Source organism: Halobaculum halobium (assembly GCF_030127145.1).
GTDB classification, from domain to species: Archaea; Halobacteriota; Halobacteria; order Halobacteriales; family Haloferacaceae; genus Halobaculum; species Halobaculum halobium.
In genome coordinates, this window is record NZ_CP126158.1 from 1,740,444 (window position 1) to 1,756,105 (window position 15,662).

The following is a 15,662-nucleotide window of genomic DNA, read 5'->3' on the forward strand; positions in this document are numbered from 1 at the left end:
GGCCCGTCGCGCGGGTGCCATTTCGGGTGGAGTCACCGCCACCGACCGCGGCGCCGTCGTCGCCGAGCACGCACGCAGTCTCGCCCGCCTTCGGCGACTCTCTCGACACCGAGAAAACACACGAGAGGTGCCGAGAACCGAACGAACGGGCTTATACGCCGCCGTCGTCAACTCCCGCCAACTGACTATGACATTCGAAGACCTCCCCACCACTCCCCGCGCGGAGGAACTCCTCGACAAGGCGTTCTCCCGCGCGTCCCGGACCGGCCGCGCGAAAGACGGGTGGGACGCCCAGGAGTCGATGCTGATCACCGCCGCGAACATCCTCTCGGACAACCTCGCCAACGTCTCCACCTCCTGGCCCGACTTCGAGTTCGAGGTCGAGCCGTTCTACTACGAACTCGCCGACGCGGTCGTGGACGTGGACGAGTTGCGTCAGGCGCTCTCGGAGGTGAACTGGGCCTCCCGCCGGATCGACGAGCTCCGCTCGGAGTACCAGGCGAAGATGCGCAAGTCGGGCGTCGAGACCGCCCGCAAGCACCGCAAGCAGGCGTTCGCCCGCATGGCCGACATCATGGACGAGATCGAAGCCGATCTCTTGACGGTCGGCGAGGCCCGCGACGCGCTGAAGACGCTCCCCGACATTCGCCCCGACGAGCCCGCGATCGTCGTCGCCGGCTATCCCAACGTCGGTAAGTCGTCGTTCGTCAACCACGTGACCCGCGCGTCCAACGAGATCGCCTCCTACCCGTTCACGACGAAGGCGATCCAGATCGGGCACTTCGAGCGCGACCGCATCCGCTATCAGATCATCGACACGCCGGGACTGCTCGACCGCCCCGAGGAGGACCGCAACGGCATCGAGCGCCAGGCCGTCTCGGCGCTCACTCACCTCGCCGACGCCGTCGTGTTCGTCCTCGACGCCTCCGGTGACTGCGGTTATCCGCTGGAGTCGCAGTTGGAACTGCTCGCGGAGGTCGAGGACCGGTTCGACGCGCCCGTACTTACCGTCTGCAACAAGAGCGACCGCTCGACTGACGTGGAGGCGGACGCGTACATGAGCGTCGCCGAGGGAGACAACGTCGACGCCGTCCTCGATATGGCGGTCGAGGCCGTCGGTTTCGAGCCCGACCTCCCCTCGCGCGGAGAGAACTGACCCCGTTATTCCGTCTCCCGCTCCCGCTCGCGGGGGTCGTCCTCGCGGAGAGCGCCCGCTTCGATCCGGCTGTCGGCGTCGAGCAGTCGGTCGATCCGGCGCTCGAACTCCTCGTCGGAGATCTCGCCGTCGGCGTAGCGGCGCTTCAGTCGCTCGATCGGTTCGTCCTCGGCGTCCGGTTTCGGTCCGGCGTTCACCGTGGCGCCGGTCCCGCGCGTCCGGCGCAGCCGATCCCACCGGACGGCGATCCACAGCAGGAAGACCGACAGGATCGCGATTGAGACCCCGGTGGCCGTCGAAGCGGGGACCGCGCCGACGTACCACAGCGCGGCGACGATCAGGATCGTGTCCACGCCGAACGCGAGGAACGTCCCGAGCATGAGTCCGGTGACGACGCGGTCATCGGAGTCGCTCACGCGAAGGCATCGATACGGCGTCGACTTTGCGGTTCCGGTCGGTCTACTCCAGCTCGTAGGTCACCGTCACCGATGCGGACACCGTCACCGGACCGGGCTCGAACGAGGTGGACGCGCCGGCGTCGGCGGCCGTCTCGTAGACGACCCGCGAGTCGTACGGCGAGACGCCCGCCGAGCCAACCCGCATCGACAGCTCCGTTCCGACCGAGCGGTCGGCCGCGCCGGCGGCCGTTTCGGCGGTCCCGCGGGCGTCGCCCACGGCGGCCGCGAGCGCCTCCTCGCGGAGTTCGGCGCGGCGCTCGTCGCTCAGCGTGAAGCGGACGTTCTGGACGGCGGTCGCGCCGTTGTCGACCGCGAGGTCCACGGCGCTGCCGGCGGCGTCGGGCGACGTCTCGAACGCGAGCGCGTGGTACGCGCGGTAGCCGACTAACTCGCGAGTGTCTCGAGAGTGGTCGTACTCCGGCGACAGTCGGAAGTCGACCGTGCGCACCTCGTAGCCGGCGTCGGTCAGCGCCTCGCGGAGCCGCTCGACGTCGGCGGCGACCTGCGAGCGGGCCGCGCTGGCGTTGTCTGCCGTCGCCTCGACGGCGACGGTGATCTCGGCGAGATCGGGCGAGGCGCTTACGGTCGCCGTGCCGTCGGCGGTGACGGTGTTCACGTCGGAGGCGTTCGCGCCCGTCGCGCCGGCCGCGTTCGCCGCGGTCGATCCGGTCGTCCCGGCACAGCCCGCGAACACGAGCATGGCCGCGACGAGCAGTGCTGGGAGGGTTTTCGTTCGGTTCACGTACGAAGAGACGCGTGCGTGGACCGTCAAGCTATCTTACACACAAACGCCCGTTTGTGTCACGCTGTCGCCGCACCGGTGCGCGACTCCTCGACGGGAACGTACCGCACCGACACGTCGACGGCCGCGGGCTCGCCGATCCCGAACGGCGGGTCGGCGTCGTCCGCGAGGCGTGTCGCGAGCGCGTCGCCGATCCGCGGCGTCGTCGTCTCGGGGGGATACCCGACCGTCACCGTCACCGCAGTCGGTTGCCGGAATGGGAACCCACCGTAGGTCACTTCGACGTCGAGTACCCGCGCGTCGCTGTCGAGCAGGGCGTTCGCCTCCTCTTGGGCGGCCGTCTCGAACTGCGCGCTCTGGTAGGAGGCGACCGTCACGCCCGTGAGCACGGCCGTCGACAGCAGAATTGCGACGCCGAGCACACCGATCCGACGGATTGTCGTCGTCCGCGTCTCGTCGAGCCGCCAGAACGACTCCGGGCGGTACCCCTTGTACCACAGCGTCGCGATCGCGGCGAAGTTGATCGCGGCGAAGTTGACGACGACCAACAGCGCCGCCCCGGCGACGGTCCCGGGGCGACCCCATGCGATGCCGATGCCGACGACGGCCGTCGGCGGCACCAGCGCCGCCGCGATCATGACGCCCACGAGCGCCGAGGAGACGCCCGACGCGAGCGACAGCGCGCCCGCGACGCCCGACCCTAACGCGATCGGCAGCGAGAGCACGTCCGGCGCGAGCCGCTCGCGCACCTCCGCGATCGAGAACACCTCCTCGACGCCGAACGGGACGACTCGGCCGTATCTGAGCAGCGCCGCGAACGCGGCTGCGCTCGTCACAGCGAGAACCCCGCCGAGCACCTGTAGCTTCACACCGCGCGCGAACAGGTCCTCGTCGTCGAGCACGGTGCCGACGCTGGCGGCCATTGCGGGCCCGATCAGCGGCGCGATCACCATCGACCCGACGACGACCGCCGCCGAGTCGAGCAGCAGCCCGGCGGTGGCGACGACGGCGCTGATCACGGTCATCGTCACGAACGCGCCGAACCGGGGGGACATCTCCGTCGCCCGCGCGTCCAGTTCCTCGCGAGCGATCCGGTCGCCGTTCCCGTCCTCGTCGTTCTCGGCGTACCGCTCCTCCAGTTCTTCGAAGCGCTTCGAGACGACCGTCTCGGCGTCCATGACGACCGTGTACGCGTCGCGCTCGAGGCCGGCGTCGCGCAGTTCCTCGAGCACCGGCTCGACGGCCTCTGTCGGGAGCGGGAACGAGACGATCGCCGTGTACTCCCGACCGCTCGTCTCGTCGGAGAGGACGTAGTCAATCTCCTCCTCGTCGAGCACGGAGAGAACCGTCTCGCGCTTGCCCGCCGGCACCATCACCTGAACGAGTCGCACGGAGGCACCTCACGGAGCGGACAGTTATACCCGACGGGCCGGCGATCCGGCGGGGTGATAGAGCGGCGAGTCCATCCGTTGTCCTCTGTCGTCTCGCCGTCCGTCGCTCATTTCGGTCGCAGACGCCGCAACACGGGAATCGACTCCAGTTTCTCGTCTGCCAGCACGTCCCAGTGGACGCCGTCCGGGCGCGCCGGCGCGCCCCCGCCACGTGTCTCCGCGGTCCGGATCGTCCGTTTGGGGGTACAGATCAGGTCCAGCGGCACGTCGTGGGCGGCCAACTCGACCGCGCGGTCGACGACCTGCATCGGGTGGACCGTCGTCGCGACGGTTGTCTCCTCGTCGACCGCGCCCAACTCCGACAGCACCGCGAACTCCAGATCCGCAAACCCTTCTCCCTTCCCCACGCGGCTGCCTGATTCGGTGACCGCGACGCTGCCGGAGACGATCAGGTCGACGTGTGGCACCTCGTCGGGGCCGACCGGAACGCCGTGGTCTGAGGAGCCAGACACCGTGGTCGCCTCGTCGATATCGGACACCTCGTCGGGCGCGAGCCGGAGGAACGGCTGCTCCGCTCGGAGCCGCGGAACGGCCATGTACACCGTCTTCCCGGCGCGCAACGCGGCGCGTCGGACCGGGAGCTGCGGGGCGTCGGGGTTCGCCTTGATCGCCTCGGCCGCCTCCCACTCCGGGGTATCGGTCAGTCGTTCGCAGGCGGCGTCCGCGCCCGCGAAGTTCGGGATCCGGCCGTGGGGCGGGAACGGGAATCGGGCCTCGCCCGACGCCTCCAGCGCGTCCCAGATCCGATCGCGGAGGAGCTGTTTGTCCACGCTTCAGGTGTCGGTGCCCGTCAACTTTGGCGCGTCGCTCGACCCGCGTCGCTTATGCGCCGCCGCGGCCCATCACCGGGCATGACTTTCGAGGGACGACCCGACCGGGACGCAGAAGTCGTCCTCGTCGGGCGATCGAATGTCGGCAAGTCGACGCTGATGCGCGAGTTGACCGGGCACAACGTGGCGACCGGCAAGAAGCCCGGCGTCACCCGAAAGCCGAACCACTTCGACTGGACCGGCCAGTCGTTCATGTTCACCGACCTCCCGGGCTTCGGATTCATGTCCGGCGTCGAGGAGGACGCGCGCGAGGCGATCAAGACCGACGTGGTTCGCTACGTCGAGGAGCACGCCGACTCGATCATCGCGGGCGTGCTCGTCGTCGACGGCAAGTCCGTCATCGACATCATCGACCGCCACAGCGACGCCGGCGAGATCCCCCACGACGTGGAGCTGTTCCAGTTTCTTCAAGACGTGGACGTGGCCCCGGTCGTCGCGGTGAACAAGATGGACAAAGTTGACGACCGTGACGAGCGCCTGAACGAGCTGTGCGACCGACTGGGGTTGTATCCGCCGTGGCAGCAGTGGTCGGGCGAGGGCGGGACGATCGCGCCGATCACGGCGAAGAACGGGTCGATCGAGCCGCTGAACGAGGCGTTGCGCGGGCACTTTCGGGAGGCGAAACGCGACGACCTGCTGCAGTTCGTGAAATAGCTCGACCGGTCGACCCAGGTGGTCTCGTGGATCCGACTGTCCTGGTCGTTCGTCCCGGGTTGCCCTCGTCGCGCCCGACGGACCCCGTCGCTGTCGGCGGCTGCGGATCGCCGTGCCCCCCGCCCGCCGACAGCGACGACCCCGTTCAGTCCCAGCCGCACAGCGCGGCGCCTCGTCCTCCCCAGCCGGTTCGCTCGCTCCACCTCGGTCGCCTCGCTCGTCTCTCGCGCGGTCGACGGGCACGGAGCCCCGTTGACGTGCGCGCTCCGCCGACGATCCCCGCCCGTCGACGCCGATCGAGTACGAGCGTTTATGCCGCAGAACGCCCCACCCTCGCACAGTAATGGCGAGCGCGGACGCGACCACCGACCACGACGGCGCGGCGTTCCCGGTCCCGGAGCTCCGCGAGCGCGCCGAGGCGTGCGCCGCCCGGCTGTGTGAGGCCGGCGAGTTCCTCTTGTGCTCGCACATCGACGCCGACGGTCTCACCAGCGCCGCGGTCGCGACGGCGGCGTTCGAGCGGGCGGGATTCGACTTCGAGACGGCGTTCTTCAAGCAACTCGACGCCGACGCGGTCGCGAGCATCGCCGCCACGGACTACGACGTGGTCTGTTTCACCGACTTCGGGAGCGGTCAACTCGACGTGATCGCCCCGCGCGAGGAAGCGGGCGAGTTCGTCCCGGTGATCGCCGACCACCACCAGCCGGCCGAGGCGGAAACTGAGTTCCACCTCAATCCGCTCCTCGAAGGACTCGACGGCGCGAGCGAGTTATCGGGAGCGGGGGCAGCGTACCTGCTCGCGCGCGCACTGGGCGACGCGACCGAGACCGACAACCGCGATCTCGCGGCGCTGGCGGTCGTCGGCGCCGTCGGCGACATGCAGGACAACGAGGGCGGGCTCTCGGGCGCCAACGAGGCGCTCGTCGCCGACGCGGTCGCCGCCGGGGCGCTGGCGGAAGTGACGGATCTAGCCCTATACGGACGCCAGACCCGTCCGCTCCCGAAGCTGCTGGAGTACGCCAGCGAGGCGCGGATCCCGGGCATCTCGAACGACCAGGCCGGCGCGATCGAGTTCCTCACGGACCTGGACGTTCCGATGAAAGACGCCGACGGCGAGTGGCGTCGGTGGGTCGACCTCGACGGCGACGAGCGCCGAACGGTCGCGAGCGCGCTCATCCGTCGGGCCGTCTCCTCGGGCGTCCCCAGCGAGCGCGTCGACGCGCTCGTGGACACCACCTACGTGCTCGCCGACGAGGAACCCGGCACCGAGTTGCGAGACGTGAGCGAATTCTCGACACTGCTGAACGCGACCGCGCGTTACGAGCGCGCCGACGTGGGGCTCGCGGTCTGTCTCGGGGACCGCGGCGCCGCGCTCGACCGCGCCCGCACCCTCCTGCGGAACCACCGTCGGAACCTCTCCGAGGGGCTCCAATGGATCACGAACGAGGGGGTCGAACGCGAGGAACACGTCCAGTGGTTCGACGCCGGCACTAGGATCCGCGAGACCATCGTCGGCATCGTCGCGGGAATGGCCGTCGGCGCGAACGGCGTCTCCGCCCGCAAGCCGATCGTCGCCTTTGCGGACAAGGGAGCGGGGGAGACGAAAGTCTCGGCCAGAGGGAGCGGATTCCTCGTCCGCGAGGGGCTCGACCTCTCGGCGGTGCTGCGCGAGGCGAGCCGGGCGGTCGGTGGCGACGGCGGCGGACACGACGTGGCTGCCGGCGCGACGATCCCCGCCGACGAGCGCGAGGCGTTCCTCGAGGCGGTCGACGAGTTAGTCGGCGAGCAGTTGGCCGACGAATAGACCGCCGCTCAGGCCGACTCGGACGTGGACGACGTGCCGATGTCGCGGAACAACATCCGATAGTCGTTCGGCGAGAACGCGGACGTGAGGTCTTCCATCTCCGACTGCAGCGACTCGATGCGGTCGAGGAGGTCCTCGTACTCCGGAGAGGATCGAAGTTCGGCGGGGGTTCGCTCGGCCTCCAGCACCGCTCGCTTCGTCACGAGCGATGCCGTCCGCTGGAGGGTGTCGTCGTACTGTGCGCGCGTTCCCAGCCGCTCGACCGCCGACTGGATATCGTCGCGGGTGGCGGGCTTCACGAGGTACAGGTCGAACCCCATCTTGACGATGTCGACGTCTGGCTCCACCGCGGTCACCATCGCAACCCGGCAGTCGAGACCGCGCTCGCGGATCGCCGCGAGCACGTCGGCCCCGGAGGTGTCCGGAAGCCGCCGGTCGAGGAGGACCGCGTCGGTCGTGTCGTCGACGGCCTCGAGCGCCTCTGCGCCCGTGTTGGCGACTGTGACGTCGTAGGTCCCCGAGAGATACCCGCGGTACAGGTCGGCTACTTCGGGTTCGTCTTCGACGATGAGCACGCGCCGTGTCACCGCGACCGACCCCCGACGTGCTCGACCCCGCCGTCAGTCATGTTCGTTTACCCGATGTGTTTGTGCTTAAAGCTATCGCACGCAAATTCGGCCGTAGAAAGCTGTTGATCAGCTAATATGAGGTTTTCAATACTTCTGCTCGATCGAGGTCCGACCGCCGTCGATCTGCCGGAGCACGGCGGAACCGTTTTCATTTGTGAGGACGGCGGATACCAATATGGTAGCCACTGTTCCAACCGGGGTCGACGGACTCGACTCTGTCCTCAACGGCGGTCTCGTCGAGAACGCGACGGTGCTCGTGAGCGGAAACCCCGGGACGGGGAAGTCCCTCTTCGGGATCCAATACCTCTATGACGGGGTCACTGACCACGACGAACACGGGATCTACATCTCCTTCGAGGAAAATGAGGAGGATATCCGTCAGGCGGCCGAGTCGATCGGCTTCGACCGATGGGGCGATCTCGTCGACGAGGGGTCGATCAAGGTGTACGACAAACAGCACATGCTCCGCGAGGGCGACTTCTCGTCGGCGCTCGACACGCTGTTGGAGGACTTCGCGAACGCCTCCTACGACCGGCTGGTACTCGACTCGCTGACGATGTTCTCGCTGTTCTTCGAGAACGAGAAGGAAAAGCGAACGTACCTCCTGAAGTTCTCGGACATCCTCAAACAGAACGGGCTCACGTCGCTGCTCATCAACGAGCAGGGCGCGGTGTTCCCGGAGACGGAGATCGGCCTGGAGAACTTCCTTACCGATGGGAACATCTACTTCATTCAGACGCCGACCGACTCCGGTGTCAACCGCTACGTCTGGGTGGCCAAGATGCGCAAGCAGGACATCGACACAGACATCTTCCCGATGGAGATCGACGAGGGCGGGATCAAGGTGTACGAGCGCGCTGGCGGGTTCTCGATGATGGGCCGGGACGGCCCGGACGACGGGTTCTGACGCCTCACGCTCCTGCCGGGACCGGGGACCTCAGCCTCACCCGTCGGTCATCGTCCGCCACACGTCGTCGAGCTTGTTCTTCACCTCCGACCGCTCTTCCAACTCGACGGTTAACCCGTCTTGGAACGTCACGTTCACACCGTCGACACACCGACGGTACACCTTGATGCGACGGTGCTCGTCGGAGAGCGGACGATCGTGGAGCTCCAACAGTTCGGTGTCCTCAAGCTCGTTGATCCGCCGGTAACAGGTGGCGATCGGTACGTCGAGCTGGTCCGACAGTTCCTGTGCAGACTTCGCCTCACCCGCCGCATCGAGAATCTCGGGGTTGTATTTCGTCCCCAGCACCTCGATGATCTCCTCATCGTCTGCAGGCATAACTCTCAATACTGATTGTGCGTGTGATAAGCGTACCGCCTTCATTCCAGCTCCCTCGCCTGAATTTGGTACTGTTGACCTACCGGTATCTGTACCGATATTCGCCGTTCAGATATCTTTTCTGATAGGCGGCAGCGTAGGTTTAAAAATCGATCCCGAGTCGTCGCCGCCAGTGCCCGGCCTACGGCAGGGATCGGGACCAAGAGAATCATACAATGTTCGAATTCATCACTGAGGAGGAAGAGCGCGGGCAGGTGGGCATCGGGACGCTCATCGTGTTCATCGCGATGGTACTCGTGGCGGCGATCGCCGCGGGTGTCCTGATCAACACCGCCGGCTTCCTCCAGAGCAAATCACAGGAGACCGGACAACAGTCGACCAAGCAGGTCAGCGATCGGCTCCAAGAAGTTGTCACCACCGGGAACGTCACTGACGGAACGGTGGATAAAGTGAACGTGACCGTCACACAGGCACCGGGTTCTGGCGAGATCGATCTCGAGAACGTGACCATCACCTGGGTCGGTCCTGAGGGGACGTTTATCCTGAACCACGAGAATGCGTCGACCGATGTCGACAGCAAGTTCTACACGTCCTTCGTGAAGAACGCGGGTGGATCCCCTACGGTGCTGAACGATCCGGACGACCGTTTCAACATCGAATTCAGGCTGGACAACGGCGACGGGAAGCCGGACAAGCTCAATGAGGGCGACGAGGTGACGATCAAGATCAACACGATGGCCGGTGCGACGACGACGATTCGATTCACCGTTCCTGAATCGCTCGACGGGCAAGGCGGCGTCGAGCTGTAATCCGGCCGCAACGAACGCGACTACACTTTTTATCATACGCCACTGAACAGCGAGTCATGAGCGACGACGCGCCGCGCGGGAACCCCGGCGTCGATCCGGACGACCTCGATATCTCGAAAAGCGAGTACGTCCGCGAGTTGGGCGACGACCGGTACGTCGTCTCGCCCGGCCGTCGTCAGCCGCAGCAGCCGGCGGCGGCGAACCGATCCGACGGCGCGGAGACGGAACACCCGGGGGAGGGCACGTCCGAGGCCGCGGCGACGGACGCCGACACGGACGCGCCGGGGGATCTCGACGTCGCCTCGACCGCCGAGTCGGTCCGAGAGGGGCTCTCACCGACGGACGCTCCCGGAGCCGCCGGTCCGGAGACGGACGCGTCGTCGTCGCCGGCGCCGTCAACCTCGCAGACCTCGTCGACGGATCGGACGACCGCGACCGCAGGCGATCCCAGCGACGATATCGACGATCCGTCCCGACCATCGCAGCCGCCCGCCGCGGGCACCGACGACAGGCTTCCGGGTGGGTCGACGGGCGGCGACGAGTCTGGCGCCGACGGCGGAGCGACCGCGTCCGAACGACCCGCCTCGCACGCCCGACGGGGCGCCCCGCGTGGCGAGTCGACCGCGTCGCCGTCGGATCTCGACGCCGGCGCGGTCGGCGAGTGGCTCGCCGCCTCGCTCGCGGACACCGAGTTCGCGTACGGCTTCGACGCGACGCTGCTGCTCGACGGCCGCACGGCGCGCCACCGAATGGCGTCCGACGACGTGGGCGAGACGTTCGAGACGCTCGTCACCTGGTTTGCAGACGCCGCCGGCGGCGACACGCCGACAGAGGACGCCATCGGCATCCTCCTTGCCGGGATGGACACCAGCCCGCGACTCCCGCCGAACGCCGTCCGATCGGCCCTCGCCGAACTTGGCGTCTCTCGCGACGACTCCGTCGAGGACGTGTTGGCAGCGCTCGAGGAGGCGGGCGGGCTCAGGTTGGAGTGAGCGCTGCGACGGATCGGAACCGCCGGCACCGCGGGGCCCGCGCTCAGGCGCTCGGTTTTCACAGCTGATAGTCGCGGGGGTGCGTTTATCATCGCCGCCGGGAGGATATCGGCTATATGCCGACCAGCGTTCTGATCGCGGACGACTCGGAGTTCATGCGGAACCTCCTGCGGGAGATCCTCGAGGGGGAGTTCGAGATCGTCGGAGAGGCCGAAAACGGCGTGGAGGCGGTCGACCTCTACGGCGAGCACGCCCCCGACATTGTGATGATGGACATCGTCATGCCGATCCGCAACGGGATCGAGGCGACCACCGAGATCACCGACGAACATCCCGACGCGAGCGTCATCATGTGTACGAGCGTCGGGCAGGAGGAGAAGATGAAAGCCGCGATCAAGGCGGGCGCGGAGGGGTACATCACGAAACCGTTCCAGAAGCCGAACGTGCTCGAAGCCATCAACGACGCCGTCCCCGCGTAGGGATGTACGTCGACATCCAGTCGCTGGGGGAGTTTTCCGATCTCGCGAGCCAGGGCGCCGACCGGGCGGCGGACGCACTCGGACAGCTCGCCGGCGCGAACGTCTACGTCGACGTGACCGACGTGACGCTGATGGCCGCCGGTGACCTGCGGGAATCGTTCGCGGGCCGGGAGTTCGTGGGGGTCGAGATCGGACTGCAGGGCGGGATCAGCGGCCAGACCGTGATGGCGTTCGAGTTGGACGCCGCAGAGAGCCTCGTCGAGCGGCTGATGCCCGGCGCCGGCGACGGCGAGTTCGTTCGCAGCGGCGTCACCGAGGCGGGCAACATCATGACCTCGGGGTTCATCGACGGCTGGGCGGACCACCTCGGCGTCGCCATCGACATGACGCCGCCCGCGTACGTCCGCGCCTCTGGGACCGACATCCTCCCCGACGGCGCGTTCGACGACGACAGACAGGGCGTGTTCATGTTCGAGTCGCAGGTCTCTTCGATGGACGAGGACCTCGAGTTCGCGATCTACATGCTGCCCGAGTACGCCGGGTTCACCGATATGCTCGGCCACGACGGCCCCGTCGGCGAGGCGGGCGACGCCGTTCCGGTGAACAAGCTGCCGACGTTCAACCGGATGACCGAGCGGGGCGCCAGCTCCGCCGCCGACAACATCACCATGATGACGGGCACGGAGACGGACGTCGACGTCTCGCGGCTTCGGTTCGTTCCGGTACAGGACGTACCCGCCGAGTTGGGCAAAGAGACCGTCGCGGGAACGGTGTTCGAGCTCCACGGCGACCCGAGCGGCTACCTCGCGATCCTCTTCGACGAGGCGTCGGCTGAGGAGGTCGCCGGCGGCATGATTCCCACCGAGACCGAGCCGGGGATCGGCGACATGGAGAAAGGCGCGCTGCGAGAGCTGGGCAACATCATGACCTCGGGGTTCATCGACGGCTGGGCGAACGTGCTCGGCACGAGCATCGAACACACCCCGCCGCAGTTCGTCCACGACATGGGCTCGGCGGTGATGAGCCCCCTCGTGACCCGACTCGGCAAGACACAGGACCACGCGTTCATCATCGACTCGACGGTCCGCACGCCCGACGGCAACGTGCGGTGCGACATCTACGCGCTCCCCGACCAGCGAGAGCTGGCGGCGGCGCTGGATCGCATCGAACCGGCGGCGACCGACGGCGGTCTCCCTCGGTGAGACCGTCGTGAGCCCGATCGACTCGCCGAACGCGAGTCCGCCGTCCGCACCGCAGGCGTCAGCGCAGTCGAACTCGGAGCAGTCCGCTCCGCGACTGAAGGTCGGACTCTCGGACGCGGCGGTCGCCGACGACGGTGCGGTACTCGTCACCAGCGGCCTCGGGTCGTGTCTCGGCGTCGCGCTGTACGACTCGAACGCGGGCGTCGGGGGGCTGCTGCACGCGATGCTCCCCGTCGCCGAGGGCCGCCCGGGCGACCCCGAGAAGTTCGTCGTCGACGGCATCGACGCGACGATCGACGCGATGGTCGACGCCGCCGCCGACCCCGCGGCGCTCCGAGCCAAGATCGCCGGCGCCGCGGAGATGATCGCGTTCGACACCGTCGCCGACGACGGCTCGGTCGGCGACCGAAACGTCGCCGCCGCGGAGAGCGCTCTGCGCGAACGCGGCATCCCCGTCGACGCGGCCGACACCGGCGGTGACCGCGGCCGTTCGCTCCGGTTCCACACGGACTCGGGCGCGCTCACCGTCTCGTATGCGGGCGGCGAGACGGTCGTACTGTGACTGTGCGACCGTGACGGTCACCGCGCGTCCGGTTCGGGCGGGGTCCGCTCCGTCTCGTTGTCACACTCTTCGGACTCTGTATCCCTAACGAGACGAAAAATCAGCCGCATGAACCGTTATCGGGCACGATAATCCGCGGGATGGGTTTAAGTTTTGCTCGGGGGTGTTCAGGTGTAATGGGTCTCCTCACCGCGCTACCGGGAGCAGGAGTCGGCGGGATCCCGGGGGCGGACGCGACACTCCTCGTCTCGTTCGGCCTCTTGGGAGCCAGCCTGCTCGATCGCTTCCGCGACGGCGACGACGGGCCCGGGGACGTCGACGACGGTGGCGACGATCTGCTCGGCGGCGACGACGGCGCCTTCGGCGGCGCCGACGGCGGCGGCGACGGCGACGACGACCTCGGTGACCTCGGCGGCATGGACGACTGGGACGACGACGACCCCTTCGGGGGCGAGGACGGCGGCGGAGACGACGGCGTCGCCGAGCTCGAGAAACGCGTCGACGACTTGGAAAACGAAGTCGCGAGCCTGTCTTCGACCGTCAACACGGTCCGCTCGGAGAATGAGGAGATCTCCGGGAAAGTCGAGGACATGGGGGAGGACGTCCGCAGCCTGCTCGACATCTACGAGATGGTGACGCGGGGGATCAACCCCTTCGTCGACGACGTGCAGGGCGGCGGCGGCGGCGACTTCGGCGGCGAGGGCGGGTTCGGGCTGTTCGACGAAGCCGGCGGCGAGGAGGAGGACGAGGAAGACCTCGACGAGGACCTCGCGAGCGCCGACGCGGAGGGGTTCTTCGATGAGGACCTCGCCGACGACGGGATGGACGACCTTGACGACCTGGAGGAAGACGACGAACTCGATGAGGACGGGTTCGACGACGACCTCGACGAGATGGACGAGGAGGACAGCTTCGACGACGACCTCGACGGCTTCGGGGACGACGACGCGGATGACACCGATTCAGATACCATGGGGACCGACAACGGCGGCGGAAAGAGTTTCAGCGAACTGAAAGACGAGTACGAGTCGGGCGACGCCGACTGGGACGAGGGCGAGGACGGAGACGAGGCCTCGGCCGACGGGGCCGATCCGCTCGACGCGCTCGACGCCGAGCCGGAGTCCAACGGCCACGACGAGGCCGGGGACCTCGGAATGAGCGGTGAGACGGAGCCGGACCCCGACCCGGACCCGACGCCTGAGTCGACGGCCGGACCCACAGATCCGAGCCGACGCGGGGAGGGAGTCGACAAGAACGGCGGCTTCGAGTTCGTCGAGGACGACGATCTCTCCGACGAGCCGGCGAAGCCGTACCTCACGAGTCTGCCCGGGGATTACGTGGGCGACCTGATGGTGATGGAGTGGCTGGAGTTCCTCGTCGAGGAGTCCACTACGACCGACGCGGTGCGCGCGGTCAACTACTACGAACGCGTCGAGTGGATCGACGAGGAGGTCGCAGACCAACTCAAGGGATTCCTCTCGGGGTTCGGCGACATCGATCGGAACCTCATGGACCGCCCCGGAACCGACCACCTCGATCTAGACCACCACACCCGTAGCCTCAAGTACATCATGCAGCTGACCGACGCCACGGCCGAGTCGGTCGTCATCGACCGGTGGCCGCAGCTCTCTGGGGGCATGCATGGGCCTCAGCGTTAGCGCCTCCGCCGGCGTCGTCTTCCTCGGCGTGTTCCTCGCGATCGGCATCGTCTATCCCGCCGCGGCCAACGGGTTCGAGCAGGTCACCGACGCGCGCCACGACGCCACAGACCGTGCGCTCGAACAGGCGAACACCGGCGTCGATGTGACGAACGCGACGTACGACACGACCACCGAGACGCTCGTCGTGAACGCCACTAACGACGGGACCACGACCGTAGACGTGAGCGACGCGACGCTGCTCGTCGACAACGAGATCCCCGCGTCCGCGGACACGACGGTCACCGTCGCGGGCGACGCCGACACCGACGTGTGGCTGCCCGGCGAGACCGCGCGCTTCGAGGTCGACCTCGGGAGCGCGCCGAACCGCACGCAGGTCGTCGTCGACCACGGCGTCCGCGACGCGACCGGGGTCGAGGTGAACTGAGATGGCGGGTGGGAGCGCCGCCGAACTCATCTTGTTCATCGCGGCCATCGTCATCGCGGCGTCGGTCGCCGGCACCCTCACGAGCGAGGTCGACCGCGTCAGCGACGCTATCTCGGCGAAGTCGCTGGACGTGGCCGGCGAGATCCGCGCCGACGCGGAGATCGTCTCCGACGCCGGTGCGCAGGTGTACAACCGCTCGGGCAACGAGAACGTCACCGTCCACGTCCGTAACACGGGTGCATCGGATCTCCCGGCGGAGCCGGGGACGTTCGACGTCCTCCTCGACGGCGAGTACAAGACCGCCGTGAACGTCTCCGTCGTCGGCGGGGGCGACACTTGGCACCGAGGCGACGTGGTTCGCCTCGAGCTCTCGGCGCCTGATCTCCCCACCGGCGACCACCGGCTGAAGCTGGTCGTCAGCGGCGACGAGGAAGTGTTCCGCTTCAGAACCTGACCGTCCCACCAGCTGATTCACCGACTCACCGACCTACAGATATCGACTCATCGACCCACTGACCCACCGA

At 67.7% G+C, this 15,662-nt stretch carries 18 protein-coding genes; 12 read left to right on the forward strand and 6 right to left on the reverse strand.

Annotated features, from left to right (window positions below):
- Positions 1 to 187 precede the first annotated feature (187 nt).
- Positions 188 to 1,156: an NOG1 family protein gene (locus tag P0Y41_RS09115; RefSeq protein WP_284061043.1), complete on the forward strand. Its 969-nt coding sequence runs from the start codon at positions 188 to 190 to the stop codon at positions 1,154 to 1,156.
- Between the two features lie 5 nt (positions 1,157 to 1,161).
- Here the strand turns inward: P0Y41_RS09115 and P0Y41_RS09120 are convergent, their stop codons facing one another.
- The 4 genes from P0Y41_RS09120 to P0Y41_RS09135 all read right to left on the reverse strand — a co-directional run bounded on the left by P0Y41_RS09120 (position 1,162) and on the right by P0Y41_RS09135 (position 4,577).
- A complete protein-coding gene (locus P0Y41_RS09120) occupies positions 1,162 to 1,572 on the reverse strand; it encodes an SHOCT domain-containing protein (RefSeq protein WP_284061044.1) in 411 nt (136 codons plus the stop codon).
- Between the two features lie 43 nt (positions 1,573 to 1,615).
- A complete protein-coding gene (locus tag P0Y41_RS09125) occupies positions 1,616 to 2,356 on the reverse strand; it encodes an SIMPL domain-containing protein (RefSeq protein ID WP_284061045.1) in 741 nt (246 codons plus the stop codon).
- A 59-nt stretch (positions 2,357 to 2,415) separates the two neighbouring features.
- A complete protein-coding gene (locus P0Y41_RS09130) occupies positions 2,416 to 3,747 on the reverse strand; it encodes a TIGR00341 family protein (RefSeq protein ID WP_284061046.1) in 1,332 nt (443 codons plus the stop codon).
- Positions 3,748 to 3,854: 107 nt separating this feature from the next.
- Positions 3,855 to 4,577 (reverse strand): 5-formyltetrahydrofolate cyclo-ligase, encoded by a 723-nt coding sequence (locus tag P0Y41_RS09135; RefSeq protein WP_284061047.1) that lies wholly within the window; start codon positions 4,575 to 4,577, stop codon positions 3,855 to 3,857.
- 81 nt (positions 4,578 to 4,658) lie between these two features.
- Between P0Y41_RS09135 and engB the strand changes: the two genes are divergently transcribed.
- Positions 4,659 to 5,291, forward strand: coding sequence for a GTP-binding protein EngB (gene engB, locus P0Y41_RS09140; protein ID WP_284061048.1), 633 nt, complete (start codon positions 4,659 to 4,661; stop codon positions 5,289 to 5,291).
- Positions 5,292 to 5,634: 343 nt separating this feature from the next.
- Positions 5,635 to 7,095: a RecJ family nuclease gene (recJ, locus tag P0Y41_RS09145; RefSeq protein WP_284061049.1), complete on the forward strand. Its 1,461-nt coding sequence runs from the start codon at positions 5,635 to 5,637 to the stop codon at positions 7,093 to 7,095.
- A gap of 8 nt (positions 7,096 to 7,103) precedes the next feature.
- Here the strand turns inward: recJ and P0Y41_RS09150 are convergent, their stop codons facing one another.
- Positions 7,104 to 7,682: a HalX domain-containing protein gene (locus P0Y41_RS09150; RefSeq protein ID WP_284061050.1), complete on the reverse strand. Its 579-nt coding sequence runs from the start codon at positions 7,680 to 7,682 to the stop codon at positions 7,104 to 7,106.
- 217 nt (positions 7,683 to 7,899) lie between these two features.
- Between P0Y41_RS09150 and P0Y41_RS09155 the strand changes: the two genes are divergently transcribed.
- Positions 7,900 to 8,631: an RAD55 family ATPase gene (locus P0Y41_RS09155; protein WP_284061051.1), complete on the forward strand. Its 732-nt coding sequence runs from the start codon at positions 7,900 to 7,902 to the stop codon at positions 8,629 to 8,631.
- 36 nt (positions 8,632 to 8,667) lie between these two features.
- Here the strand turns inward: P0Y41_RS09155 and P0Y41_RS09160 are convergent, their stop codons facing one another.
- Positions 8,668 to 9,009: a helix-turn-helix domain-containing protein gene (locus P0Y41_RS09160; RefSeq protein ID WP_284061052.1), complete on the reverse strand. Its 342-nt coding sequence runs from the start codon at positions 9,007 to 9,009 to the stop codon at positions 8,668 to 8,670.
- A gap of 215 nt (positions 9,010 to 9,224) precedes the next feature.
- Here P0Y41_RS09160 and P0Y41_RS09165 point away from each other — a divergent pair, with 215 nt between their 5' ends.
- From P0Y41_RS09165 to arlG, 8 genes are all read left to right on the forward strand, one after another.
- Positions 9,225 to 9,818, forward strand: a complete 594-nt coding sequence (locus P0Y41_RS09165; protein ID WP_284061053.1) for a flagellin — start codon at positions 9,225 to 9,227, stop codon at positions 9,816 to 9,818.
- Between the two features lie 56 nt (positions 9,819 to 9,874).
- Positions 9,875 to 10,810 carry a DUF7500 family protein gene (locus P0Y41_RS09170; protein ID WP_284061054.1) on the forward strand — a complete coding sequence of 312 codons (936 nt, stop codon included), beginning with the start codon at positions 9,875 to 9,877 and terminating at the stop codon, positions 10,808 to 10,810.
- Between the two features lie 116 nt (positions 10,811 to 10,926).
- Positions 10,927 to 11,289, forward strand: coding sequence for a chemotaxis protein CheY (gene cheY, locus P0Y41_RS09175; protein ID WP_284061055.1), 363 nt, complete (start codon positions 10,927 to 10,929; stop codon positions 11,287 to 11,289).
- Positions 11,290 to 11,291: 2 nt separating this feature from the next.
- Positions 11,292 to 12,491, forward strand: coding sequence for a chemotaxis protein CheC (locus tag P0Y41_RS09180; RefSeq protein WP_284061056.1), 1,200 nt, complete (start codon positions 11,292 to 11,294; stop codon positions 12,489 to 12,491).
- Positions 12,492 to 12,498: 7 nt separating this feature from the next.
- On the forward strand, positions 12,499 to 13,053 hold the full coding sequence (locus P0Y41_RS09185) for a chemotaxis protein CheD (protein WP_284061057.1): 555 nt from the start codon (positions 12,499 to 12,501) through the stop codon (positions 13,051 to 13,053).
- A gap of 176 nt (positions 13,054 to 13,229) precedes the next feature.
- The gene (locus P0Y41_RS09190; protein ID WP_284061058.1) at positions 13,230 to 14,711 is read left to right on the forward strand and encodes a FlaD/FlaE family flagellar protein; all 1,482 of its coding nucleotides are present in this window, start codon (positions 13,230 to 13,232) and stop codon (positions 14,709 to 14,711) included.
- The gene (gene arlF / locus P0Y41_RS09195) at positions 14,695 to 15,138 is read left to right on the forward strand and encodes an archaellum stator protein ArlF (RefSeq protein ID WP_284061059.1); all 444 of its coding nucleotides are present in this window, start codon (positions 14,695 to 14,697) and stop codon (positions 15,136 to 15,138) included. Before P0Y41_RS09190 ends, arlF begins: the two co-directional genes overlap by 17 nt.
- Position 15,139: 1 nt before the next feature.
- Positions 15,140 to 15,592 carry an archaellum stator protein ArlG gene (gene arlG, locus P0Y41_RS09200; RefSeq protein ID WP_284061060.1) on the forward strand — a complete coding sequence of 151 codons (453 nt, stop codon included), beginning with the start codon at positions 15,140 to 15,142 and terminating at the stop codon, positions 15,590 to 15,592.
- The last annotated feature ends 70 nt before the right edge of the window (positions 15,593 to 15,662 follow it).

What these genes read in the sequence shown, in the direction of transcription:
- cheY (WP_284061055.1), top strand. Translation starts at nt 10,927, where the DNA reads ATGCCGACCAGCGTTCTGATCGCGGACGACTCGGAGTTCATGCGGAAC.
- P0Y41_RS09170 (WP_284061054.1), top strand. Translation starts at nt 9,875, where the DNA reads ATGAGCGACGACGCGCCGCGCGGGAACCCCGGCGTCGATCCGGACGAC.
- P0Y41_RS09155 (WP_284061051.1), top strand. Translation starts at nt 7,900, where the DNA reads ATGGTAGCCACTGTTCCAACCGGGGTCGACGGACTCGACTCTGTCCTC.
- engB (WP_284061048.1), top strand. Translation starts at nt 4,659, where the DNA reads ATGACTTTCGAGGGACGACCCGACCGGGACGCAGAAGTCGTCCTCGTC.
- P0Y41_RS09115 (WP_284061043.1), top strand. Translation starts at nt 188, where the DNA reads ATGACATTCGAAGACCTCCCCACCACTCCCCGCGCGGAGGAACTCCTC.
- P0Y41_RS09165 (WP_284061053.1), top strand. Translation starts at nt 9,225, where the DNA reads ATGTTCGAATTCATCACTGAGGAGGAAGAGCGCGGGCAGGTGGGCATC.
- recJ (WP_284061049.1), top strand. Translation starts at nt 5,635, where the DNA reads ATGGCGAGCGCGGACGCGACCACCGACCACGACGGCGCGGCGTTCCCG.
- P0Y41_RS09190 (WP_284061058.1), top strand. Translation starts at nt 13,230, where the DNA reads ATGGGTCTCCTCACCGCGCTACCGGGAGCAGGAGTCGGCGGGATCCCG.
- arlF (WP_284061059.1), top strand. Translation starts at nt 14,695, where the DNA reads ATGGGCCTCAGCGTTAGCGCCTCCGCCGGCGTCGTCTTCCTCGGCGTG.
- P0Y41_RS09160 (WP_284061052.1), bottom strand. Translation starts at nt 9,009, where the DNA reads ATGCCTGCAGACGATGAGGAGATCATCGAGGTGCTGGGGACGAAATAC.
- arlG (WP_284061060.1), top strand. Translation starts at nt 15,140, where the DNA reads ATGGCGGGTGGGAGCGCCGCCGAACTCATCTTGTTCATCGCGGCCATC.
- P0Y41_RS09180 (WP_284061056.1), top strand. Translation starts at nt 11,292, where the DNA reads ATGTACGTCGACATCCAGTCGCTGGGGGAGTTTTCCGATCTCGCGAGC.